Consider the following 22376-nt stretch of genomic DNA (forward strand, 5'->3'; position numbering starts at 1 on the left):
GGAGTGTGAGCTCCAGACGGGTTGGGACTGAGGATTAGCCTAGCTAGAGCGTTAAGCGGTGAATTTCCGCTTGGCGTTCTGGCGTAGCTAACCGGAAGTCCCAGTCTGGCCCGAACACGTTTCATCCATACTGCAGCTAACGTGGAAGACCAGTATTTAAGACGTGGGCTTTCGGCTTAAATCTGTGTCCATCGCGTTCCAGCGTTGTCAGAAATGCCTGGAAGCCGGTGTAGGACGAACAACACGACAGCTTTACGCAAACTCGCTTTGTTTCCAGCGGTTCTCAGCTGGTAGCACTTGAACCTAAAAAATGGCACGCTTTAATCATGATTCATGACAAATCAACTAACACCATGCGTGCCATGACGAGCATTTACAAAACCTTCATACTTATTTTCCAAAACAATACACAATGTTTACCGAAAACCCGTTTTTGTTGGAATCCGCAAATGATAAGATGATGACACATCAAGTGGCTGGACCTAAGCAGTTACTGCACCACACTATCAAAATGACATGGTGCTTAATCTAGCTGGCATTTATACAATGCGCGTGCCTGCTAAGACTAATCGCCTCAAAGGAATGATTATGTGCCCAACTCAACGCCAGTGTGGCTTTGGCTTCTGATGACCACCATATTCTATGTCACACTTTATATCGCAGGTAAAAAATACGCTGATCGTTTTATCTTTAGACAGCTACGCCGCTTTGGTTGGCTAATAGGCTTGGGTCTCCTAGCCTATTTTATTCTCAGACAAGTCCAATACCCGGCCGGCCTATTAGGAAACATGGTCATCATCTTGATGGGCATTCTGACAATTTGTCTGTTTCGACTCCGTACAAAGGGTAGCTGATAATCGCTAATCAGTACCAAATAAACACTGATTCAGTGAACGATTACAATTCTACTAACAAAACGAGCGCCAACGTTGGTCACTTCAGGCCAGCGTAGGTGCTCGTTTTTAGATTGGCTATGATTGTTTGGTCTCAAACTCACTACTATAATTAAACGATTTACGCAAACGATTGGTCCGTTATTGCTGGTTCAGCTGGTACTGGATTAATGAGGCCCTGGACGTCGTCGTAATCTTCGTCGTCATCACCATCGTCATCGTCTTCATAATCAGTGTCATCATCAGACTCAGTGTCGGAATCGTAATCGTCATCGTCTGACGCAGCGCCATCATTAGCGTAATCATCGTCAGTTTCAGATTCTTCATCACTATCATCCTCGTACTCGGAATCACTAGTGTCGTCTCCGTAATCATCATTTGAATCTTCATCGCTGTCTGACGCATCATCATCGGTATCACTGTAAGTATCCGAGTCACTGTCGTAATCCTCATTTGAATCAGTATCGTCATCGTCAGTGTCCGCAGTATCTTCATCAGAATCATCCGTGTCGTCATCGGAATCGTTCGTTTGCGTCTCAGGATCCGAATCGGCATCACTGTCGTCGTACTCGTCATCCAACCAGTCGACCGCATCATCGACATCACTATCGTCTGCAAAGAGTGCCAAAATGAACCAGTCTGGCACGTCGGCTAACGAATCCATGTCCCACTTATTTTTGGCAGCGGCAATCTTTTGGCGCAATGCCGCCGCTCGCTTCGCTTCAGCCGCACTAACTTTCAAGTTTGTCTTGGCCTTCTTGGCGGCAGCTAATAACTGCTTGACCTTAGGCTTCAGCGCTTTCAAATAGGGCTTTTTATGCCAGTTGATGGCTGCACAGCGTTTGAGCACGTCCGCTGAATACTTGCCGTTTTTGACCTTTAACTGAGCCTGAATATCATCCGATAATTGTTGATATTCCTGATAATCACTGGTGACGGTCGTTTTCAACCGTTTCAACTTGGTCTTCAAACTAGTGGCCCCGTTTGCGATGTTGACCCCCTTATCAACCGTCGTTAACGCTGCCTTGAGCTCCCCCGACTTCAACTTAGCTTTGGTCGTCAAATAGGCCTGGGTTTGATCGCGGTAGGCCTGCGCCTGAGCGTCTTTGGGCTTCTGCGTTAAAGCGTTATCAAAATACGTCAGCGCTTTTTGGTACTTATTCTCAGCGACCGCGTTTAGCCCATTCTCAATGGACCGTGAATAATCCTTATTACGGCAGCCAGCCAACCCGACCACCATCAAACATAACAGCATTAATAATGCGACTTTGTGCTTCCCCGTTTTCATCCCTGCTTCACTATCCTTTTGATTGATGATTATGCTCAAATAAGTATACCGTTAGTCACTGGATCCTGCTAGCTATTATTAATTTATTTGTATTCGATTTGAACCGCATTTTATCAACCAGTAACATTGCTGCGGATGAGACCTGCAGCTAAAACAACGGCGGACCCGTCAATTGCTGATGCGTCCGCCGTTTCTAGCTATTTCAATTTCCATAAAAAAACAATCACACCGATTCAAGCAAGCCTCGACGTGATTGTCATGAGTTCATTATTGTGCTGCACACTGTTCACAAAGTGGCATTAAATCTTTCAAATCCTCAACGGATGAGCCATTTTCTAAGAAGCAATTGACCATATCTAGCCAATATTCATCATCGGCACTAAAATGCGCGTTGACATCTTTGCAAGGTAATAACCCGGCCTTGGTGTAGGCGATGATTTTATCAGCAGCGACCCCACTATGGGCTGCTAATTGTTCCAGAGTCATTTCTCCCACCATTTGTCCTTTCAAAAAATCAATGTGATTATGTTACGCCCGCCACTATATAAATGCAAGCAAAAGTTTTATGGGCAATTAATTAAATTTTAGTGATAATTTTCTTCATTATTTTCACCAACTATAGTACACTGAAATTTAACCGTCCCTGCATCTGATGACATGGCCTGGTGAGGACTCGTGACCACCAGCAACTGGGTAATTACCAGACCCCACTGGCTATTCGCTAAACATGCTACATCATAGTGCCCAACTTATCAGGCTGTTTAACAACCGACGCGCACGCTAATCTAATTAACGTTACTCGGACAGTCTAATTGAATGATCGACTAGCCGCTTTCCCGAAAATCAGCGTCGAATGCCACTAGCCACATGGTGATACATAGGATTGCAGCCGACCGCGCGCAAATCAATAGCAAATTAATCATTAAAATTGGAGGTCAACGTGTATGGATTCTAGTTTATCTTTTCGTTCCGGCGTCAAGGACGTCATCCCCACCGTCTTTGGTTATATCGGCGTCGGCCTTGCGATGGGAATCGTCGCCAATACCAGCCACCTATCCGTGTGGGCGGTTTTGTTGATGTCGCTGATTGTCTACGCCGGTTCAGCGCAATTTATTATTGTCAGCATGCTCCTCGCTGGCAGCCCTATCTCAGCCATTGTCCTGTCGACTTTTTTAATCAACTCGCGAATGATTCTGATGAGTATGTCGGTCGCCCAGTATTTCAAAAAAGATTCCTTATTGCAAAACGTCGGCCTTGGATCACTCCTGACTGACGAGACGTTTGCACTCAGTATGAACAAACTCAACCAGACGGATCAACAGCTTAAGCCGCACTGGTTGCACGCCGCCAATCTAGTCGCTTATTTGGTCTGGGCTGCCGCCACCGTGGTCGGGTGTTTGCTGGGCAACCTGATCAGCGACCCCGACCAATTTGGGCTGGACTTCGCCGTTGTCGGCATGTTCATTGGCTTACTTTACTTACAAATCATTACCGACCGCAGCAAATCACTGCCGACGCAGCTGTGGGTCGTGTTATTCGTGGCACTTGCGATGTATTTTTTGATGCGCTGGATGCCTGGTAATCTGGCCCTGATTTTTGCGACCCTCCTCGGTTGCGGCTTTGGAATGGTGGTGAGTCAAGATGAGTAGCTACATTTTAATCATGATTTTACTTTGTGGCCTCGTCACCTGGCTCTCACGGATCGTCCCGTTTGCCATCATTAAAAATCTGACGGTGCCCCACTGGTTGATCAACTTTCTATCCTTTGTTCCGGTCGCCATTATGACCGCCATTTTTGTGGAAAGCCTACTCGTTTATCACGCTGGACACTGGCCAGGCTTCAACTTACCTAATATTTACGCATCGATTCCGGCCGTGCTGGCGGGCGTGCTGACAAAAAGCTTGCTGGCAGTCGTCATTACCGGCATCGTCGCTATGGCCGCCCTACGCTTCGTCGGTTGGGGTTAATCAACATAATTAATGCCATCACAGCCTTTGGGGGTGTGGTGGCATTTTTAGGTTAACCGGGTCTTAATCTGGATAAACACTAAGATTTTAGTGAATGAAAGCGTTCACTGCATCGTCATCGCTTTAACTTATGAATTAAAGCAAGTATAATGGTGAAAGTGTACTTTGCGATTGTCAAGTTTTGCCGACCTTAGCATTGGTAAGAATCCGTTACAATTGGCCAGATTGCTTTACTTTCGCCATTAAAACGGGTAAATTAACAACGAATCATCTGTACACAAGTTGAAGAGAACTGTCTAAATTTTAAAGAATGAGAGATGAACAGACATGTGCGGTTTTGCTGGTTGCTTAACAGATCGGACCAAAGCGGATAACGCTGCATACGATCAAACCATCCACGAAATGACTAAAATGATTGTCCATCGGGGACCCGATGATGACGGTTATTTTGCTGACGACAACATTACCATGGGGTTTCGGCGCCTGAGTATCATTGACTTAGCCGGTGGTCACCAACCTTTATCTTATGATAATGAACGTTACTGGATGACATTTAACGGTGAAATTTATAACTACGTTGAATTACGTGAACAACTCAAACAAGAAGGCTACGAATTCAAGACGAGTTCTGACTCCGAAGTTATTCTTGCGATGTACGCTAAATATCATGCCGACGCTACCAAGTACTTACGGGGAATGTTTGCATTCGTTATCTGGGATAAGCAAGAAAAAACGTTATTTGCTGCCCGCGACCAGTTCGGTATCAAACCGTTCTACTACGCCATCAGTGGCGATGACTTCTACTATGCTTCTGAAAGTAAAGCCATCTACAAAATCTTGAAGGACAAGACGTTTGACGAGAATGCCTTGCAAGATTACATGACGTTCCAGTTCGTTCCAGAACCTGAAACTTTAACCAAAGAAATTAAAATGTTGGCTCCTGGCTGCTCGTTAACGAAGCAACTCGGTTCAGCACCTCGAATCGAACGTTACTACCACCGGGAATTCCACCCAGTCCAACGTTCTGAAGAAGATTATGCTCAAAAAATCAAGGACGCCTTGATCGACTCAGTCAAGATTCACATGCGCTCCGATGTGCCCGTCGGCTCCTTCCTCTCTGGTGGGATCGACTCGTCAATCATCGTGGCGATTGCGAAGAACTTTAACCCGCATCTCGAAACGATTTCTGTCGGTTTCGAACGTGAAGGTTATAGCGAATTAGACGTCGCCCAAGAAACGGCTGAAAAACTAGACGTGAAGAACTACAGCATGACGATCACACCAGAAGCCTTTATGAAGGCCTTCCCTCACTTTGTTTGGAGCATGGATGATCCGTTGGCTGACCCGGCCGCTGTGCCGCAGTACTTCTTAGCCAAAGAAGCGGTCAAACACGTCAAAGTTTGCTTGACCGGTGAAGGCGCGGACGAACTCTTCGGTGGTTACACGATCTATCACGAACCTGAATCATTGAAGCCATTCCGTTATACGAAACCGATCAACGGCGCTCTCAAGCAGATCGCATTGATGATGCCTGAAGGGATGCGCGGTCGTTCGTTCTTAATGCGTGGGACCACACCACTTGAAAACCGTTACGTTGGGAATGCCTTTATTTTTGGCGAACAAGAAAAACAAAAGTTCTTCAAGAATTACAATCAGAACCATCCGTTCCAGTCCATCACCCAACCATTCTATGATGAATCGGTCGACTATGATCCAATCAGTCGGATGCAATTCATCGATATGCACACTTGGTTGAACGGTGACTTGTTACACAATGCGGACCGGACCACGATGGCGCACAGTTTGGAACTCCGGACCCCATTTGTTGACCGTGAAGTCTACAACCTGGCTGCGGAAATTCCTGCTGATTTGCGTATCAGTCACGGTACGACCAAGTATATCTTGCGTAAAGCCGTTGAAGACATCGTGCCAGCCCACGTTTTGCACCGTAAGAAGCTTGGGTTCCCAGTGCCAATTCGGTTCTGGCTCAAAGATGAAATGTACGATTGGGCTAAGCAAATCATCACCGACTCGCAGACGGACCAATACTTCAACAAGGACTACTTCTTGAAGCTCTTGGATGACCATCGTGCCGGTGTTCGCGATAACTCACGGAAACTTTGGACCGTCTTGACCTTCATGATGTGGCACAAGTTATACGTGGAATCCGACCATTTGATGGATAGTCCTGAAGCCAATGCAGTGGCCGAAAAAGTCGAGGAGTTTTAGTCCAATGGAAATTATTGTTCAAAAATTTGGTGGCACTTCCGTCAAGGATGAGGCCGCTCGTCTGCAAGCCCTCAAGCACGTTCAATACGCGGTCGACCAAGGCGATAAAGTCATCGTCGTCGTCTCCGCGATTGGCCGTAAAGGCGCGCCATACGCAACCGATTCACTCTTAGGATTAGTTGGGGCTGAACATTCCCGCCTGACGAATCGGGAGTTGGATATGTTAGTCTCCGTTGGTGAAACGATCTCAACGGCCGTTTTCACGGAACTCGCCCGCAAACAAGGCTTGAACGTGACGGCGATGACGGGTCAAGATGCCGGCATTGTCACCAATGATGATTTTCAAAATGCCAAAATCTTGCGCGTTGATCCAAAACCAATCACCGATGCGTTTATTGACGCTGACGTGGTGGTCGTCACTGGTTTTCAAGGTGCGACTGAATCTGGTCACATTACGACAATTGGTCGCGGGGGTTCTGATACGTCCGCAGCCATCTTAGGGGCAGCCCTCAAGGCCAAACGCGTCGACATTTTTACCGACGTCAATGGGATGATGACCGCTGATCCACGGCTCGTGACACATGCGCGGTTCATCAAGGCGATCAGCTACGAAGAACTCGCCAACATGGCTCACGAAGGCGCCAAGGTCATTCATCCGCGGGCCGTTGAAATTGCCGAACAGGCTCACGTGCCAATGCGGATTCGCTCGACGTACCAGGAACCTGATGAATTAGGTACCCTGGTCACTGACCGGACGACGACGCAAATCGAGCACTATCGGACCGTCACTGGCATTGCGCATCAGACCAATCTGACTCAATTCACAGTGCCAACTGACACGTTGAGTTCTAGTGAAATCTTTCAATTGATGGCCCAGCATGGCCTCAGTGTTGACTTCATCAACATCACGACCCACCAAGTCGTCTTTAACCTGGTGAACGGTGATGCGGATGTCGCGAAAAAGCTGTTGACGGATGCCCACGTGAACTGCCAGGCGATCGCCGATTGTGCGAAAGTCTCAGTTGTCGGTGCCGGAATCACTGGGACTCCCGGTGTGACCGCACGCATCGTCACGGCACTGGCTGCTCAGCATATTGATATTTTGCAGTCAACGGATAGTTACACCACGATTTGGGTGCTGGTCAAGCAAGCCGATTTAAAAGCTGCGATGAACGCACTCCATGATGAATTCTTAGGGATTGAATAACTAAGTTTCGAATAAACAGGCGTCGCCACAAGGATTAATATTAATTCTTGTGGCGACGTTTTTGTTTACTGTCAATCCAAGCTGACCTTCTGCAGTCGGCAATCTGTTGCGCTAGTTTCAGTTGTGTATTCAGTGGGACTGTTCAGCGTTTAAGTTTAATTTCATTTACACCAGTTTGGACTTCATTCTCTGAAACCGCTGTTTAAATCGACATTTCACGAAACTGCTGTTTGAACTCTCATTTCCGGAAACCAGCCGTCAAACCCGATTAATGTTGCGTTCAGTTATCACCAGTTACGAGTCATTCGGATGGATTTCTGCCCTCATTTAGGGTGACAATTGCTGCATTTGCATGTATTCTAGAAACAGTAACTTTATTGAAAAGGACGCTAATACTATGCAAGCAAGTCAATTAATTAATAGTTTAAAATTTAAGCAGGTTCGCCCCGCCCTAACCACGGATTTTGACGTGACCATGCTGACACAGGATACGCGCGAAGTTCAGCCAGGTGCAATGTTCATCGCCGTTGTCGGCTACCACGTTGACGGCCACGATTTGGTCGGCCAAGCCATCGAAAAGGGGGCCAAAATCATTGTCGCCTCTAAGCCACTCGATGTCGACGTGCCCGTGATCTACGTCGAAAACACTGAACGGGCGATGGCGATTTTAGCTGACGTCTTCTACGGCGCACCTAGTCAAAAGATGCGGATGATTGGTGTGACCGGGACTAACGGGAAGACCACCGTCACCCATTTGATTGAACAGATTTACCGCGACCAACAACAAGCTACCGGCCTGATTGGAACGATGTATCGAAAGATCAAAGATGAAAAGCTCCCGACTGCCAACACGACTCCCGATTCGATTACGACGCAACGAACCCTGGCCGCCATGCGCGATGCCGGCGTTGAAACGGTCGCCATGGAAGTTTCCTCAATCGCGCTGGTCCTCGGTCGGGTCTGGGGCATCGATTACGACATCGCCGTCTTCACTAATTTGACCCAGGACCATTTGGATTTCCACAAGACGATGGCGAAATACACGGAAGCCAAAGCCATGTTATTCGCCCAACTTGGCAACAAGTACAACGCGGATGGCACCAACAAGGTCGCCGTATTAAATACCGATGACCCTGTTGGTCGGGAGTTTGAACAGTATACCGCTGCCCACGTTTTGACGTTCGGGCTCAAACCCGACGCCATGATCAACGCCCAAAACGTCGAAATCAAGAGCCACGGCACTGAATTCGACCTTTCCGTGTTCGGTCATGTGACCCACGTCACCATGCAGTTGATTGGCCAGTTCAACGTTTACAACATGCTGGCTGCCTTTGCCGCAGCCTATGCGAGTGGTATTCCGGAAGACCAAATCATCAAGTCACTGGAAAAGGTTACTGGTGTGAAAGGTCGTTTCCAATCCGTTCCTTCACACACCGGCGTCAGCGTGATCGTGGATTACTCACACACGCCGGATGGTTTATTAAACGCTCTTGAAACGATTCAAGACTTTGCGACTAAGGATATCTACTGTGTTGTCGGTTGTGGTGGTGACCGTGATAAGACCAAACGACCGAAGATGGCCAAAATTGCCGTGGAACACAGCACGAAGCCAATCTTCACTTCAGATAATCCGCGAACGGAAGACCCAACCATGATTCTCAACGACATGGTCGCAGGCGTTCCAGATGCAAACGTGCCCGTCTACGAAGACCGCCACGAAGCGATTGCCAAGGCGATTGACGCTGCACAACCTGGCGACGTCGTTTTAATCGCTGGTAAGGGCCACGAAGATTACCAAATCATCGGTCGGACCAAGCACCACTTTGATGACAGTGAAGAAGCGGCTAAAGCCCTCGCATTGAAACCAACGATTGACTAAAACTATGATTATTTAAAAGAGACACCATCAGAATTGTTAGTTCTGATGGTGTCTCTTTTTGCATGTCGTTCGTCATCAACTGCGCGTGTTCGTCCGACTTTTAGGGCTGGCTGGCAACGTGGCCGGCTCCTAGTTAAGACGCGGATTGGTGTTCCCATCGTCTTCCAGCATTGTCATCGATGCCTGAGCCAGCTCACCACTGCTGACTGACGCTAACTCATCTGCTTTAAGCGAACACCTCTACTGGCTGCTTTTGTCCCGAACCCAAGCCTCCCTCCCCCTAAAAAACGGTCCAGAATCCGCATTGCACTCGCTTCGGTTATTGACTGGTCAAACCATCACCTTTCTTTGACAATTAACCTAATTGGGAAATATAATTGTGATGATAAAAGGGGTTAATTATCATTACAAATGTGTGTTATCATTTCAATGCACAAGCTTCTTTGTCGGTTTAGGTTTAATTTGTTTGTTGGGGTTTAAAACAGTTTGGGGGGATTATTATGTCGATTTTTCAAACTTGGAAACGGCGAATTGCATACGGTTCCACAGATATGGCCGGAAATATTATCTGGCAAATGGTCAGCACTTACTTACTATTCTACTATACGACGGTTGCGGGCATTTCTGCGGCGTTTGCGGGGACGTTGTTCTTCGTAGTTCGTTTCATTGACGCCTTTGATGCCTTGATTTATGGCTACTTGATCGACCATACGCATACTAAATATGGGCAGTCACGGCCATACTTTGTTTGGTTCGGGATTCCATTAGGCTTACTGGCGATGTCGCTATTCATGATTCCATCGTTTGGTGGCAGTACCACGATGCGGCTCGTCTACATTTCAATCACTTACACCTTCTTTAGCTTGATTTACTCAGGGGCTAACACCCCGATTACGTCGATTCTGCCTAGTTTGACGGATGACAGTGTTGAACGGACGAAACTTGCGAGTGCCCGGATGGTCATGACGACGATTGGGACCAGCGCGGTTGCGGCAATTACCTTACCAATGGTTAAAATGCTTGGTAACGGCAACCAGTCCAAAGGGTTCACCTTATGGGCCGTTATTTTAGGATTAGTGATCATGGGCCTCTTCGTCTTCGCTTTCTTCAACCTTAAGGAAACTAACGGTGCCGAGAATCCGAACAACACGGGTGAAAAGCCGGAATCACTGTCCATCTGGCAAAGTTTGAAAGGTGCCGCGCGCAACAAACCATGGCTCCTACTGGCATGTTCATTTATTTTACTACAAACTTTCTGGATGCTCCGGGGGAACTCCGCCATCTTCTTCATCAAGTATGTCTATGGCAAACCAGAACTGGCACCCATCTTCCTCGGAATTGGGTTCGTCTCCGTTATCGGGAACCTCTCCGTGCCATTTCTCTCACAACACTTTAAGAACCGCAACGTTTTGCAGTTCTCGCTGATTTTGGGCGTAGTCGGGCAACTCTTTTTACCGGTTGCCGAAAAGATGCAGAGTGTCAGCTTGTTGATTGCCGGCTCTGTTATCTTCTTGATCGCGATGGGGATTACCTTTACGATCGTCTTCGCGATGCTGTCCGATACGGTTGACTATTCGACAAAGGTGCTGGGCTTAAATGAAACCGGATTCTTGTCCGCCGTACCAATGATTGGGGCCAAACTCGGGATGGGGATCGGTGGCTTCCTCGCCGGTCAATTCCTGGCATGGGGCCAATTCAACGCCAAAGCAGCCGTTCAATCTGGCCGCACGATCACTTTTATCAACCTGGCCTTCATTTGGATGCCAATCATCTTACTAGCCGCCATGATCTTCATGATGCAATTCTACCGGCTGGATGAAAAGCAGCTACAAGCTAATGATGAATCCGCGACGGTGACGACTGAAAAGGAGGAAGTTGAATATGATGCCAACAATTAATTCAGTCAAAACCACGGTCAATGGCGTGACTAAAATCGTCAAACCATTCAATAATGAAGTTAGTGGCGAACAATTCGATCCACTAGTGCTCAAAACCCTGACCGCGTTTGAAAAACCAGCGATATTGGAAAACAACCTGGACGACTTGCGCACTGGGAGCTTAACACCCGCAATCGCTGATCCAGTTGGACAGGCGGTCACCGTTAAAAATCGGAACATCACCGCGTTAAATCGGACGGTTAGCGTGGAATGGCTCACCCCACAAAATGTGTTGAGTCATCACGTGCTCGTTTATTTCCACGGTGGTGCCTTCTACGGCGGCGTCCCAGGCAATAATACCGTGTTGCTCAAAATGGTCGCGGCGCAAAGTCACTGCGAGGTATTAAACGTCGATTACAGTCTCGCACCCGAAGCGCCCGCACCCGCCGGAATTCTGGATGGCCTCGCCGTCTTCCAGTACTTGGAACAGCGCGATGCGGAAACGATGATCACCGTGGCTGGTGATTCGGCTGGCGCTAATGTCATCATGGCGGCAACCAATCTGAATCAGCAGCTGGGCAGCAATCGAATCAATCAGCAACTGCTGCTGTATCCGGTCACTGCGCCCAATGCTGACCACGCTGGACCGTTATGGGACCTCGCCGCATTTCCAATTATCGACTCACAGCGGACGATTTTAGCCAACTATCACGACCTCTTCCGACAACTTGATAGCATCATGACGGCTTATTACGTCCCAGACAACTTTGACTCGCATTCACCATTGATTTCACCACTACGTCAAGATAACTTTACGCTCACGCCACCAACCACGATTATAGTCGGTGAATTCGACCCCTTCCGGCCGCAAGCATGGGCGTACGCGCAACGGCTGGCCGCGGCAGACACCGCGACGACCTTCATTCAATATCAAGGTTTGAACCATGCCTTTGCGCCACTCGTTGATCAATACTGGCAGAGCTGCGATGTGGCGGATGTGATGGCCAAAGCGCTCGTTTAAATTTTTCAGGAACTTTTAGCAGATTTCACTCCGCATGACCAATTAAAACTAGTGACTGGCAGGTACGATGCCGGCGCTAGTTTTTTTGTCACGCAATAATTTGAAACACTTGTGAGGTTGTCCAGCCTGGCAGACGCCGAACCCGCAATACTGTGCTATACTGCTCGCAGAGGGAGGCGTCACACATGAACAACCATGAAAAAGCACAACGGCTGATGGCGCAAATCGACACGGCCTACAATGATCCTGAAGTAAAACAAGATGAACAGGTGCGCGCGGAACTGCTACGCTATGCTATCGAGCTGGATAAGAACGGCAACTATTTATTAATCGCCACCAAGGTCAACGGTATGGCTGCCCGTGTGATTCGTGAGCACATGCAACAGCCACTCGCTGCGATCAGTACGCTCTACCAACAGACGGCTCGGACTTCCGAATATTATTGGGGTGTCGCCGCTGCTAGTATCCTTAGTGGCTTGTGGTAAGTTGCGTCATCCGTTACGGTATTAATTTATTGCAGATTAAAAAGGACGTTGTCAATTGTGGCAACGTCCTTTTTGTGGCGCCAGCTGGATGGGGCTGGAATCTAATTCAGTGGCTCGGTGGCTAATTGAATGTTCCGAACAATTGAGAAAAAGTCGCTTCATCTGCCAATACTAAAATATTCAAGTATTTTAGTACCCGATACTATCTCCTTTATACTTGCCACCCTATTCCAAATACGTCGTCTCATTCCAACGGGTCAATTCAAACTGGCGGTTATCAGGGGTTGATAATACCGTCAGACTGTCATTATCGACGATACCATGGCCGACCGTTTTCATCTCCTGACCATTGATGATAAACGGTGCTCGTAATTTGGCCAACGGCACGCCCATCAACGCCTTGACTGTCATCGTGGTGACCAGTCCGTGTGAAACGACCAATAGTGGCTTGGCGTTAGACACACCGACCTGATCGACTAGTCGATGGATTGTGCCTGTGATTCGGGACACAAATGTCGCATAGTCCTCACCACCACCTGCTAATTCGGGCTGATACTCGGCGGGATTCGTGAAAATCATTGGTGCGTAAGATTGTGGCTGAACCTCGTCTTCTTTCAAGCCATCCCAATCACCAAAATCGAACTCACGAAGACCGTCGTCGACCTGGATCTCAGGTTGCCAATGATTGGCCGCGACGATGTATTTGGCCGTATCCAACGCCCGTTGTTGCGGACTGCTATACACGGCTGAAAATTCAACGTTTTGTAGATAAGTCCCCGCTGCTTTAGCGCCGGCAATACCACTTTCGACCAGTGGCGAGTCCGCCCGGCCGCCTTGAAACCGGTGTTCCAAGTTATACTGCGTTCGGCCGTGACGAATAAAATAAATCTGCATGACACGTTCACCTTCCTAATTTGCTCATAATCTAAGTTTAACCGTCTGACCTCAAATATTCAAAGAATGCTGGGCCTAATCAGGTCAAAAAAATACCGTGGTCGATAACTAACAACCACGGTTTTAGTCATTTTTATAGTGATTTTACTAGGTGCTGATACGGATGAGTGCCAATCATGAGCTGCCCATCCGCCGTAAACCCGTAGCGGTGGTATAACTTTGCCGCCCGCGGATTACCATCATCAACATTCAGACTCAGCTTGTGCGCCCCCAGCTCACCCACTAATTGTGGGAGTGCGTCCAACAATGCACTGCCAACGCCGTGTCCCTGAGCTTTAGGGTCAACCGCTAACATGCTCAGGTACCATTCGCCCGGTCGCGTCTCCCCGCCTAGTTCCAAGGGCGCTTCAAAACCAGCGTGCTGACCAGATGTCTGCCGCAACAAGTCATTAACGGCCACTTCATTTTGTGCGAGATGCCCAAAGGCCACGCCCACGACTTGATCATCAATCACAGCCACAAACGTCTGTGCTAACCCGTCCAAGTTGGCAGACTGCTGGTACAACGTCGTCAACATCGCATTTAAATCAGCATCACTGACCCGTTTGAGCACTGGCATCTCCATATCTCGATAAATCATCGCAATCAACGGTGCAATCTGCCCCGCGTCTTGCGGTGTCGCAATTCGAATTTCCATAAGAACAACGCTCCCACTTGTTTTCTTAACCCTAGCAAATCTACTGGCAAGCGTCAATCGTTATGTTTAGCCTGCTGCCGATGCTGAACCGTCATCACCCACGTCGTAACGGGCACAACCAGGATGACGCCAATCAGTGAAAATAAAACCATCAGGACTTCGGCGACAAATATTTTATTATTGATGACACTGCCAAATGAGTAGTGTAACCCCGAGAACCAAATAAACAGGGCTAGAAAGCCACCAAAGAAGCCAAAGAAAAGCGTATTAAACGTCGTCCCGATAATCTGCTTACCAATACTGATACCATCAATGTAGAGCCGTTTGGTCGGTAGCTGTGGATGCTGTGCTAAAATTTCACTCAGCCCCGCCGCAATCGCAATAGCCGCCTCCGCAATCGCACCCAACGTACTCAAAATCGCTTCGGTGACTGCGACGCCAATAAACGAGACCCCGATTGCCAACGACATACCTTCCAGGTCCTCACTGTCTTCCAGACTAAATCCTTGGGCCATAATCCAATTTTCGACCGGAAAAATAATCAGGACTAAAATCACCATGACGATCAACGCCGCCATATAAGCCGGTTTGGCCGCAACCTCATTTGCCTCACCGAAGAAAATCGTGAAGGCTAAAATAATCGTCCCAATCACGAGTGAGACCCCCATCGCGGGAAAGCCCCACGAGATCAATACGACGGCCAAAAATAGTAAGCCAAAGTTAAATAGTAAGCTTAGAAAGGCGGTCGCACCAGTCTTGCCGCCAATCAACGTCATCAGTCCGAATAGAATCAACCCAAGCACGGTAATCGTGTTCATGCGACCACCTCCTTAGGCATCAACCGACTCGCCAACCAACTGGCGACCGGAATCGCGAGGACGATCCCAATTCCTGAAATCAGGCTTTGAACCATCCCGAGCGACATGTTCATCGTGAAGGTGTAACCCCAGCTATTGCCGTTGCGCAAGTACAATAAGGTCATCGCAAACGTATCGGCCATAAAAATCAGAAAGAGCACATTAATCAGTGGTCCCATAATTGAGCGGCCAATCTGAATGCCCGACTTAAAGACTTGTCGTGGGGCAATATCTGGTCGTTCCGTCTTCAGCTGAAAGAGTGACGCCACAATATCCGTGGATTCGTCCATGACGGCTCCCAGCGAGCCCAGAACCGTTTCCACCAAAAAGAGCGGCCGCGGGACCTGGGTCACATATTGCATCGATTCGTAGGTCACCCCACGTTCATGGGTCACCGCAAAGACAATCAGACTGATAATCACAGCTAACCCGGTCCCGGCCATGGTCGCCCCCAACGTCACGACCATCTGGCGGCTGAACCCCAAGACCAGCCACAGTGTCAGAACGGCAAACAGCACCGCTAACACCCCGAATAGCAAGTAAATGTGACCCCCGTTAGTTGCGAGGTCGATTTGAATCGCCGCATAAAATAAAACGGCGTTTAGTGCCACGCTTAAAAACGCCATCAGCCCACTGAAACGCATGATCAATAACAGTAACGCAAGCGCTAACCACGCCACGAATGCGAGCGCGGTATCACGTTTGAGCCCCTGAATCGTGACTGCATTGTGCTGACTACTAGGAATACGCAAGAAGACTTGGTCGCCGACACGGTAGGGTTGATCCATCGCGCCAGACCGCGTGTAAGTATTCTTGATGCGATAAGTCCGACCCCGGTGCGCTTTGTTGAGGACGCGAACTGTTACCATTTGGACCAGCGTCTTATCCTTATTCTCAAACTCATCTGTCGTCGTACTGCGGTCGGTGGTCTGAACATGAGTGACCTGCGCGATCGTCTGATGATAAAGTCCGGCGTTGACGCGGGTCAGCCCCACTCCAATCAATCCGAGGACAATCACCACGAGCGTCAACCACCAACCCCATCGCTGTTTGATTCGCTGTTTCACATTTTCACCTTTTTTCACTTCAATGGTTCTCAGTATAGCACGCGCCTAGTTGACGGACCGCTTTGAATCGCAATCTTTACCAGAACCTAAGCTTCTACCTGGTAAAGTCAACCGACAACTGGGACTGCCTGGAGTTCATCCCAAATCTGGCTTTAGCAAGCGTCATCACCGTTAAAATCGGCTTTCAGTCTGCTTGCGCCTCGACTTGGACTCGGAGCGCTTTGAGCAACGCCACTTCGTCTTCATCGTGCAGACGTTGCGCTAGTTTGAGACCCTTTTCAATCAGTGTCAACGCCGCTGCTGGCTGTTGGTGGACGCGCCATTCGTACACGGCAGTTAATTTATAGTGTGCTAACGGCTGATGACGACGTAAAATCTGTTGGACGCCATCGTCCTGATACCAGGCAATAATTTGTGGTTCACGATGATTCGTGAGTAAATTCCAATACAACGTCGCATCTAAGTACCGCGCTAAATCAGCCGGTGGCAACGTGTTAAAACTCGGCTCCAGCCGCGCCAATCCTGCCAATAATTCAGGGGTGTCGAGACCATGTTGAACGCCCCATGCCAAAATCAGCCAAGCTTGACGGACGACCAAATAGTTACGATTGCCGCCGTCTCTGGGCATCACGATCATACTGGCATCCAAATCACGCACACTCCCCGTCTGCACTTTGATGGCTGCTGCGACCGCAGTCACATAGGCCGCCGTCATCGCAGCGGTTGACGCACGCGCCTGCCGAAACTCCTGACCTGCCGTCGGATAGCCGTGCAAGTTCATTGGCAGTAGTTGAGCGGCCTTCAACGTATTGACCCAGATCCAGATGATAAAGGCAAACAACCATAAGTCGAAGCTAAACTTGAATTGGTTCAGGGTAATCAAGCTCAACATGACCGTTAATAAGTTCAATAAGCCACCGCTAAAACAGTAAATCGCGTGATTGAAGCGTTTGGCATCCGCTGGCGGCATCGCCACTAGGTGCGGATGGCGCGTTAAGGGGCGTTCCAGCTTCCAATGGCCTTGAAAATGACTGAGTTGCAGTCGAAAGCCCGCGATACGTACGATTCGCGCCCCAATCAGGCGAAACCCAATCCACTGGCCGAGCCAATAAATCAAGGTAGCACCAAACTCACTGGCGATCAACGCCAGTCCGAGCCATCCGACCGTTTCAATAAATTGTCCCACTGCTTGCATAGGTTACCTCCTCGTAAATATTTCTAAATTTATATGTGGCGTACTCGTTTGATTCAGCAATCATTAGCTGGCCATGATGCCTGCCGCAACGTCATCGTGTCGGCGGCTGACCATTGATTGCTGGCGAGTCTGCTCCTAATTTGACCATAATACCAATTTCAATTATACGCGTTGTTCCGCAATTGAGATACTAGCTTTCCAGGCGCCAAATCAGACGATAAGTGTTCTCATTATAGCAAAACAAGCGACTGCCAGACGATGATAACGCCCGGAGTCGCTTGTTCAGTGAAGCTATGATAATTTTATTTATGTCGATAAATAATGACAGTGAATCGTGAACTGCACCAGTCCAAGTAACAATCTGACTTTTGTCTAACGCCGCCGATGTTTAACGACCGTAAAGAAGTGCAGAATCATCGCTAATAAAACGTAGAAGACGACGACAAAGACGCCGTAGTACGCCCAGAAGTTATTCAACGGAATAAATTGCTGAATCCCAGCCTCAATCCCCATTGTCAGTAATGCCATGACGGCAATCATAAAGAATAATTGAATATAACGTTTCACTGTACTGTCATCCCTTTCCTTCTTATGCGCAGCGCGTGCGCCCACTCGTTCACATTCGGCTTGCTTAGCGGCACTAATCGTCTGCATGCCCCAAGTATTCGTCACCACAATTTCGCGTAGTTTAATTAAGCCACCCATTGTTAAAAACTTATCGAGCGTCTTAAACGCCGCATCGGTAACACCGGTGAGATAATTTTCAATGCCACCCGCGTAGCAGTCCGTAATCGTCACATAGTGCTTGTTCTTAAACCGGTCTGGCACGGCATCACCAACCGAGTTAAACCGCGCGATTCGTCCCCGAAAGCAGTCACAAAAATTCTTCATGACCCCGGATAAGCTGCCCAGATAAGTTGGTGCTGCCAGGACCCAGACGTCTGCGGCTAGCAGTTTAGCTTCCAATTTGTCCAAACTTGGATTTGATTGGTTATCATAATCTGGGCGTAATTGGTAGTCATTGAGGTCGACAAGTTCGGTCTCAGCACTGGCCGATGCCCCCTTTAACACCGCTTTCAATAATTGAGCAGTCACCCCATCTGATCGATGAGCGCCCAATATTCCAATAACTTTCACCACAACCACTCCTTTTTGAATATCAAATATACTTATATTTTAACGCATTTCAACATAAAAATATGGTTATCAAACGAACAATAATCATTAAACCCGCTAATCGTATTCACTTTTAACAAAAAGGTTTGACAATCGATTAATGACTTGCTTTAATTATACATAAGTACGAACGTGCAAATAATACCTAGTCTACCTGACAACTTGTAGGCTTTCAATGTCTTGTATTTTCCAAGGCCGGGCAAATCGCCCACGATTAAAGTTGTCACACCAACACTTAACACCTATTTTAGCGTACTGCCGATGGGGGAAATTGGCTCTTAAGTGTAAATTGAATTTGAAAGGACGCAGTCACCATGGCTAATTTTCAACAATCCGAAACGGCACTCACTGAAAGTGCCACATTAATCAATATTTTTGCCGAAAAGATTCGGCGTCAAATTATCATTGCATTGGGGAACAGTGATAACGGACTCAACGTGACGGATATTACTGCCCTGGTCAATATTTCGCGGCCAGCCGTGTCACACCACTTGCGTTTGATGCGTGAAGCCGGCGTGATCGATATGCGGAGTAACGGGGTCGAACACATCTATTTTCTGACCTTAACTGCGCCATTGCAGCAGTTGCAGTCGACCATTGCCACGTTAACAGCGGACAATGCCACACTGGGAAATGCTTAAAGGCGCCATCTACTAAAAAAGACCTGCACACTAGGAATTTACCTAGGTGTGCAGGCCTTTTTTAGTCCGGGTCAGTCAGCTTAGCTTGACCGAACCCGATTTTTATATTCATTAAGTCGTTACCACACTTACTGCAGTCGCCATCGACCGTGATTAAACACAGCTCATTATTTGTTCAACGCTTGCAAGTCTGCCGGTAATGGTGCCTCGAACCGCCGGGTCTGTTCGGCAAACGGGTCATAAAATTGCAAACTGGCCGCATGCAGCGCCTGGCGCTTGATCCAGGTCTGATTACCGTCATACAGAGCGTCGCCGAGCAAGGGATGTCCGAGCGCCGACAAGTGTACGCGAATCTGATGCGTCCGCCCCGTCACCAACTGGAGTCGAACCCGGCTAACGGCGTGCGCTAACGTCGCAGTCTCAACTTGATAGGTCGTGATGGCCCGCTGTCCACTCGCCGTGACGCCACGTCTCGGACTATCATCTAGTCGGCCAATCGGTTGGTCGATCGTCCCACTGGCTGGCGTTAAAGTGCCTTCAATCCAGGCCAAATAAGTTTTGACTAATTGGTCAGCCAACTTGGGGTCAGTTAAAATCCCCTGTGCCACGTGATGCTTGGCCACCAAAACTAACCCACTCGTGTCGCGGTCCAAGCGCGTGATCAGATGGGGGCGTTGATTAGGTGCCTGGGTCGCAACCAAATAACCCTTGATGCGATTGACCAAGGTATCCTCCCGATTGCTGGGGCCCGGCACACTCGTTAGTCCAGCAGGTTTGTCGACCACCAACCAATTGGCGTCCTCATATTGGACTTGGAGCGGTTGATGGCTGACAGCGACCGTTTCATCCGCGGCCTCATCCGGTAACCGGATACCAGCGACATCGCCGGTATTAATGGTGATAACACCCGTTTTGGCCTGGTCGTTGACCAAAAAATCGCCTGCGCCGTGTTTGATGGCTTTAATGGTCCGCATACTGATGCCATGCTGCGTCAAAAAACGCTTCATCGCTAGTGGTTCCCCGTGGTGGGTCCAAGTAAATTGCATCGTTATGTCACCCTTCTCTTCAAATTACACGCCAACCGTTAGTCCGTCGCAGGTGCTTCAGCTTTCGTTTCTGTTGCCGCTTCAGCGTGCGCTGCTGCACGAATCGTCGCCATAAAGGTCTCACCATATTTTTCAAGCTTGCTAGCACCGACCCCTTTGACGGTGAGAAAGGCCTGATCATCTTCTGGCATGACTTCACACATCGAATGCAGCGTTTTGTCAGAGAAAATCACGAACGGTGGAACGCCCTGTTCTTCTGCCAATTGTCGCCGCAATGTCCGCAACTGTTCGAACAACGCACTGTTTTCAGGAACCGTCTGTTGAACGGTTTGCGCCGTTTTCCGGTGGACCGTCGTGTTACCTTTTAGCACGTCGACGCCACTCGCCGTCACCGTTAACGTCAAATATTGCCCGCCAACCGCTTGTAAATACCCGCTAGCAGTCAAAAAGTCGATCAGTTCAACGACGGCTTTTTGGCGCTGACCGGACATTAAACCGTACGTTGACAGGCCTTCAAGATGCGATTCGCGGATACGCTGATTATTGGCACCCGTCAAGACTTGCGCCACGACGCCTTTACCGAATCGCGAGTGCAGTCGCACGACACACGACAGGACTTGTTGGGCTGCCGTCGTGATGTCTTTAGCTTCCCGTTTATCCGTACAATTGCTACAACGCCCGCACGGTTCCGAGTCTTCACCGAAATATTTCAAAATAAACTGCTGCAGACAGCCCTGCGTATTCGCATAACGCGTCATCACTTGGAGCTTGCGATAGGCCAAATGGCGGTGTTCCGTGTCCATTTCTGATTCGTCGATAAAGTAATGTTGCAGCTGAATGTCGTTGGGCCGAAACAATAAAATTGCCTCACTCGGCAGGCCATCCCGTCCAGCACGCCCAGCCTCTTGATAGTAAGCCTCCAGCGTTCCAGGCACCTGCGCGTGAATCACGAACCGAACGTTACTTTTGTCGATGCCCATCCCAAATGCGTTGGTCGCAACCATCACGTCGACACGGTCATATAAGAAATCTTCCTGATTATGCCGCCGGACTTCAGGGTCCAACCCAGCATGATAAGGGGTCGCATTGATGCGGTGTTTTTGGAGCAGGCTCGTGAGTCGCATGACTTCCTTGCGGGTGCTGGCGTAGATGATGCCGGCTTCCCCATGGTTCACCTTTAAATAATCCAGGATATAGCGGTCCGTATCCTGATCCTTGACCACGGTCAAATCGAGATTATCACGCGCAAACCCGGTATTGACCTCATGTTGCGGATCAATGGCTAACCGACCGCAGATGTCAGCCGCAACTTGTTCGGTCGCAGTTGCGGTCAGTGCGAGCACTTGCGGATGAGTCGGCAACTGCTCGATCGCCGTACTCAACGCTAAGTAACTCGGCCGAAAATCGTGTCCCCATTGGGAAATACAGTGGGCTTCGTCGATTGCCAATAGTTGAATCGGTAGCCGCCCGAGCGCCTGAATGAAGTATTCCGAGTCCAACCGTTCTGGTGCGACGTAAAGCAAAGTATAGTCACCAGCGCGCAGTTCTTGTAGCCGCTCATTGATGGCTTGAAAATCAAGTGAGCTATTGATAAACGTCGCGGCAATGCCGTTGTCATTTAACGCGTCAACTTGGTCCTTCATCAAGGAAATCAAAGGTGACACGACGACCGTGATGCCTTGAAATAGTAAGGCCGGAATCTGATAACAGAGTGATTTACCCCCACCAGTCGGCATGATGGCCAGCGTGTTTTCACCAGCTAACACTTGTTCAATGACCGCTTTTTGCCCGGGACGAAATTCATCATACCCAAACGTTGTCTTCAATACTTGCTGTGCCGCCGCTAAGTCAATCATCGCAGGTACTCCTCCCTTTTGGAATTAATACTTTCATTCTACCGAGAATGGGATGCCATGACAAGAAGCGGCCCCGTTACCAACTAAATACGTCAAAACC

General features: G+C 48.7%; 19 protein-coding genes. 9 read left to right on the forward strand and 10 right to left on the reverse strand.

Annotation, left to right across the window (positions count from 1 at the left end):
* Window positions 1–1014: 1014 nt before the first annotated feature.
* Window positions 1015–2181: a hypothetical protein gene (locus tag KGF65_RS05505; RefSeq protein WP_213472060.1), complete on the reverse strand. Its 1167-nt coding sequence runs from the start codon at window positions 2179–2181 to the stop codon at window positions 1015–1017.
* Window positions 2182–2448: 267 nt separating this feature from the next.
* Entirely contained in the window at window positions 2449–2667 is a 219-nt protein-coding gene (locus tag KGF65_RS05510; RefSeq protein WP_021337934.1) for a helix-turn-helix domain-containing protein, read from the reverse strand.
* Window positions 2668–3125: 458 nt separating this feature from the next.
* Between KGF65_RS05510 and KGF65_RS05515 the strand changes: the two genes are divergently transcribed.
* The 8 genes from KGF65_RS05515 (at window position 3126) to KGF65_RS05550 (ending at window position 12847) form a co-directional block, all read left to right on the forward strand.
* Window positions 3126–3830, forward strand: a complete 705-nt coding sequence (locus KGF65_RS05515; protein WP_050338997.1) for an AzlC family ABC transporter permease — start codon at window positions 3126–3128, stop codon at window positions 3828–3830.
* Window positions 3823–4149, forward strand: coding sequence for an AzlD domain-containing protein (locus tag KGF65_RS05520; RefSeq protein ID WP_216748194.1), 327 nt, complete (start codon window positions 3823–3825; stop codon window positions 4147–4149). Before KGF65_RS05515 ends, KGF65_RS05520 begins: the two co-directional genes overlap by 8 nt.
* A 327-nt stretch (window positions 4150–4476) precedes the next feature.
* On the forward strand, window positions 4477–6378 hold the full coding sequence (gene asnB, locus KGF65_RS05525) for an asparagine synthase (glutamine-hydrolyzing) (RefSeq protein ID WP_050338999.1): 1902 nt from the start codon (window positions 4477–4479) through the stop codon (window positions 6376–6378).
* Window positions 6379–6382: 4 nt separating this feature from the next.
* Window positions 6383–7585 carry an aspartate kinase gene (gene dapG / locus KGF65_RS05530; RefSeq protein WP_101873901.1) on the forward strand — a complete coding sequence of 401 codons (1203 nt, stop codon included), beginning with the start codon at window positions 6383–6385 and terminating at the stop codon, window positions 7583–7585.
* 397 nt (window positions 7586–7982) lie between these two features.
* The gene (locus tag KGF65_RS05535) at window positions 7983–9464 is read left to right on the forward strand and encodes a UDP-N-acetylmuramoyl-L-alanyl-D-glutamate--2,6-diaminopimelate ligase (protein ID WP_101873902.1); all 1482 of its coding nucleotides are present in this window, start codon (window positions 7983–7985) and stop codon (window positions 9462–9464) included.
* 500 nt (window positions 9465–9964) lie between these two features.
* The gene (locus KGF65_RS05540; protein ID WP_050339002.1) at window positions 9965–11362 is read left to right on the forward strand and encodes an MFS transporter; all 1398 of its coding nucleotides are present in this window, start codon (window positions 9965–9967) and stop codon (window positions 11360–11362) included.
* Complete coding sequence (locus KGF65_RS05545; protein WP_216748193.1) at window positions 11346–12362, forward strand: alpha/beta hydrolase; 1017 nt, start codon at window positions 11346–11348, stop codon at window positions 12360–12362. The genes KGF65_RS05540 and KGF65_RS05545 overlap by 17 nt, the downstream gene beginning before the upstream one ends.
* A gap of 185 nt (window positions 12363–12547) precedes the next feature.
* Entirely contained in the window at window positions 12548–12847 is a 300-nt protein-coding gene (locus KGF65_RS05550; RefSeq protein WP_101873904.1) for a bacteriocin immunity protein, read from the forward strand.
* 225 nt (window positions 12848–13072) lie between these two features.
* Here KGF65_RS05550 and KGF65_RS05555 read toward each other — a convergent pair whose 3' ends face one another.
* From KGF65_RS05555 to KGF65_RS05580, 6 genes are all read right to left on the reverse strand, one after another.
* Window positions 13073–13741, reverse strand: a complete 669-nt coding sequence (locus KGF65_RS05555; protein WP_216748192.1) for a histidine phosphatase family protein — start codon at window positions 13739–13741, stop codon at window positions 13073–13075.
* Between the two features lie 133 nt (window positions 13742–13874).
* Window positions 13875–14438, reverse strand: coding sequence for a GNAT family N-acetyltransferase (locus KGF65_RS05560; protein WP_101873905.1), 564 nt, complete (start codon window positions 14436–14438; stop codon window positions 13875–13877).
* A gap of 53 nt (window positions 14439–14491) precedes the next feature.
* A complete protein-coding gene (locus KGF65_RS05565; protein WP_050339013.1) occupies window positions 14492–15256 on the reverse strand; it encodes a YibE/F family protein in 765 nt (254 codons plus the stop codon).
* Window positions 15253–16395 carry a YibE/F family protein gene (locus KGF65_RS05570; protein ID WP_101873906.1) on the reverse strand — a complete coding sequence of 381 codons (1143 nt, stop codon included), beginning with the start codon at window positions 16393–16395 and terminating at the stop codon, window positions 15253–15255. The genes KGF65_RS05565 and KGF65_RS05570 overlap by 4 nt, the downstream gene beginning before the upstream one ends.
* Before the next feature lie 151 nt (window positions 16396–16546).
* Window positions 16547–17557: a hypothetical protein gene (locus tag KGF65_RS05575; protein ID WP_088769896.1), complete on the reverse strand. Its 1011-nt coding sequence runs from the start codon at window positions 17555–17557 to the stop codon at window positions 16547–16549.
* Window positions 17558–17929: 372 nt separating this feature from the next.
* Entirely contained in the window at window positions 17930–18694 is a 765-nt protein-coding gene (locus tag KGF65_RS05580) for a flavodoxin family protein (RefSeq protein ID WP_101873907.1), read from the reverse strand.
* A gap of 353 nt (window positions 18695–19047) precedes the next feature.
* Between KGF65_RS05580 and KGF65_RS05585 the strand changes: the two genes are divergently transcribed.
* Window positions 19048–19374, forward strand: coding sequence for a metalloregulator ArsR/SmtB family transcription factor (locus tag KGF65_RS05585; RefSeq protein WP_050339017.1), 327 nt, complete (start codon window positions 19048–19050; stop codon window positions 19372–19374).
* Between the two features lie 167 nt (window positions 19375–19541).
* On the opposite strand, the gene KGF65_RS05590 is transcribed toward KGF65_RS05585, so the two are convergent.
* Window positions 19542–20420: an RluA family pseudouridine synthase gene (locus KGF65_RS05590; RefSeq protein ID WP_101873908.1), complete on the reverse strand. Its 879-nt coding sequence runs from the start codon at window positions 20418–20420 to the stop codon at window positions 19542–19544.
* 38 nt (window positions 20421–20458) lie between these two features.
* Window positions 20459–22276 carry a DNA helicase RecQ gene (recQ, locus tag KGF65_RS05595; protein ID WP_216748191.1) on the reverse strand — a complete coding sequence of 606 codons (1818 nt, stop codon included), beginning with the start codon at window positions 22274–22276 and terminating at the stop codon, window positions 20459–20461.
* Between the last annotated feature and the right edge of the window lie 100 nt (window positions 22277–22376).

Source organism: Lactiplantibacillus sp. 30.2.29 (assembly GCF_018991255.1).
GTDB lineage: Bacteria > Bacillota > Bacilli > Lactobacillales > Lactobacillaceae > Lactiplantibacillus > Lactiplantibacillus pentosus.

Excerpts from the sequence above, each read along its gene's own strand:
- KGF65_RS05590 (WP_101873908.1), bottom strand. The coding sequence starts at position 20,420 with ATGCAATTTACTTGGACCCACCACGGGGAACCACTAGCGATGAAGCGT.
- recQ (WP_216748191.1), bottom strand. The coding sequence starts at position 22,276 with ATGATTGACTTAGCGGCGGCACAGCAAGTATTGAAGACAACGTTTGGG.
- KGF65_RS05515 (WP_050338997.1), top strand. The coding sequence starts at position 3,126 with ATGGATTCTAGTTTATCTTTTCGTTCCGGCGTCAAGGACGTCATCCCC.
- KGF65_RS05505 (WP_213472060.1), bottom strand. The coding sequence starts at position 2,181 with ATGAAAACGGGGAAGCACAAAGTCGCATTATTAATGCTGTTATGTTTG.
- KGF65_RS05510 (WP_021337934.1), bottom strand. The coding sequence starts at position 2,667 with ATGACTCTGGAACAATTAGCAGCCCATAGTGGGGTCGCTGCTGATAAA.
- KGF65_RS05550 (WP_101873904.1), top strand. The coding sequence starts at position 12,548 with ATGAACAACCATGAAAAAGCACAACGGCTGATGGCGCAAATCGACACG.
- KGF65_RS05575 (WP_088769896.1), bottom strand. The coding sequence starts at position 17,557 with ATGCAAGCAGTGGGACAATTTATTGAAACGGTCGGATGGCTCGGACTG.
- KGF65_RS05535 (WP_101873902.1), top strand. The coding sequence starts at position 7,983 with ATGCAAGCAAGTCAATTAATTAATAGTTTAAAATTTAAGCAGGTTCGC.
- asnB (WP_050338999.1), top strand. The coding sequence starts at position 4,477 with ATGTGCGGTTTTGCTGGTTGCTTAACAGATCGGACCAAAGCGGATAAC.
- KGF65_RS05555 (WP_216748192.1), bottom strand. The coding sequence starts at position 13,741 with ATGCAGATTTATTTTATTCGTCACGGCCGAACGCAGTATAACTTGGAA.
- KGF65_RS05560 (WP_101873905.1), bottom strand. The coding sequence starts at position 14,438 with ATGGAAATTCGAATTGCGACACCGCAAGACGCGGGGCAGATTGCACCG.
- KGF65_RS05545 (WP_216748193.1), top strand. The coding sequence starts at position 11,346 with ATGATGCCAACAATTAATTCAGTCAAAACCACGGTCAATGGCGTGACT.
- KGF65_RS05585 (WP_050339017.1), top strand. The coding sequence starts at position 19,048 with ATGGCTAATTTTCAACAATCCGAAACGGCACTCACTGAAAGTGCCACA.
- dapG (WP_101873901.1), top strand. The coding sequence starts at position 6,383 with ATGGAAATTATTGTTCAAAAATTTGGTGGCACTTCCGTCAAGGATGAG.
- KGF65_RS05540 (WP_050339002.1), top strand. The coding sequence starts at position 9,965 with ATGTCGATTTTTCAAACTTGGAAACGGCGAATTGCATACGGTTCCACA.
- KGF65_RS05565 (WP_050339013.1), bottom strand. The coding sequence starts at position 15,256 with ATGAACACGATTACCGTGCTTGGGTTGATTCTATTCGGACTGATGACG.
- KGF65_RS05520 (WP_216748194.1), top strand. The coding sequence starts at position 3,823 with ATGAGTAGCTACATTTTAATCATGATTTTACTTTGTGGCCTCGTCACC.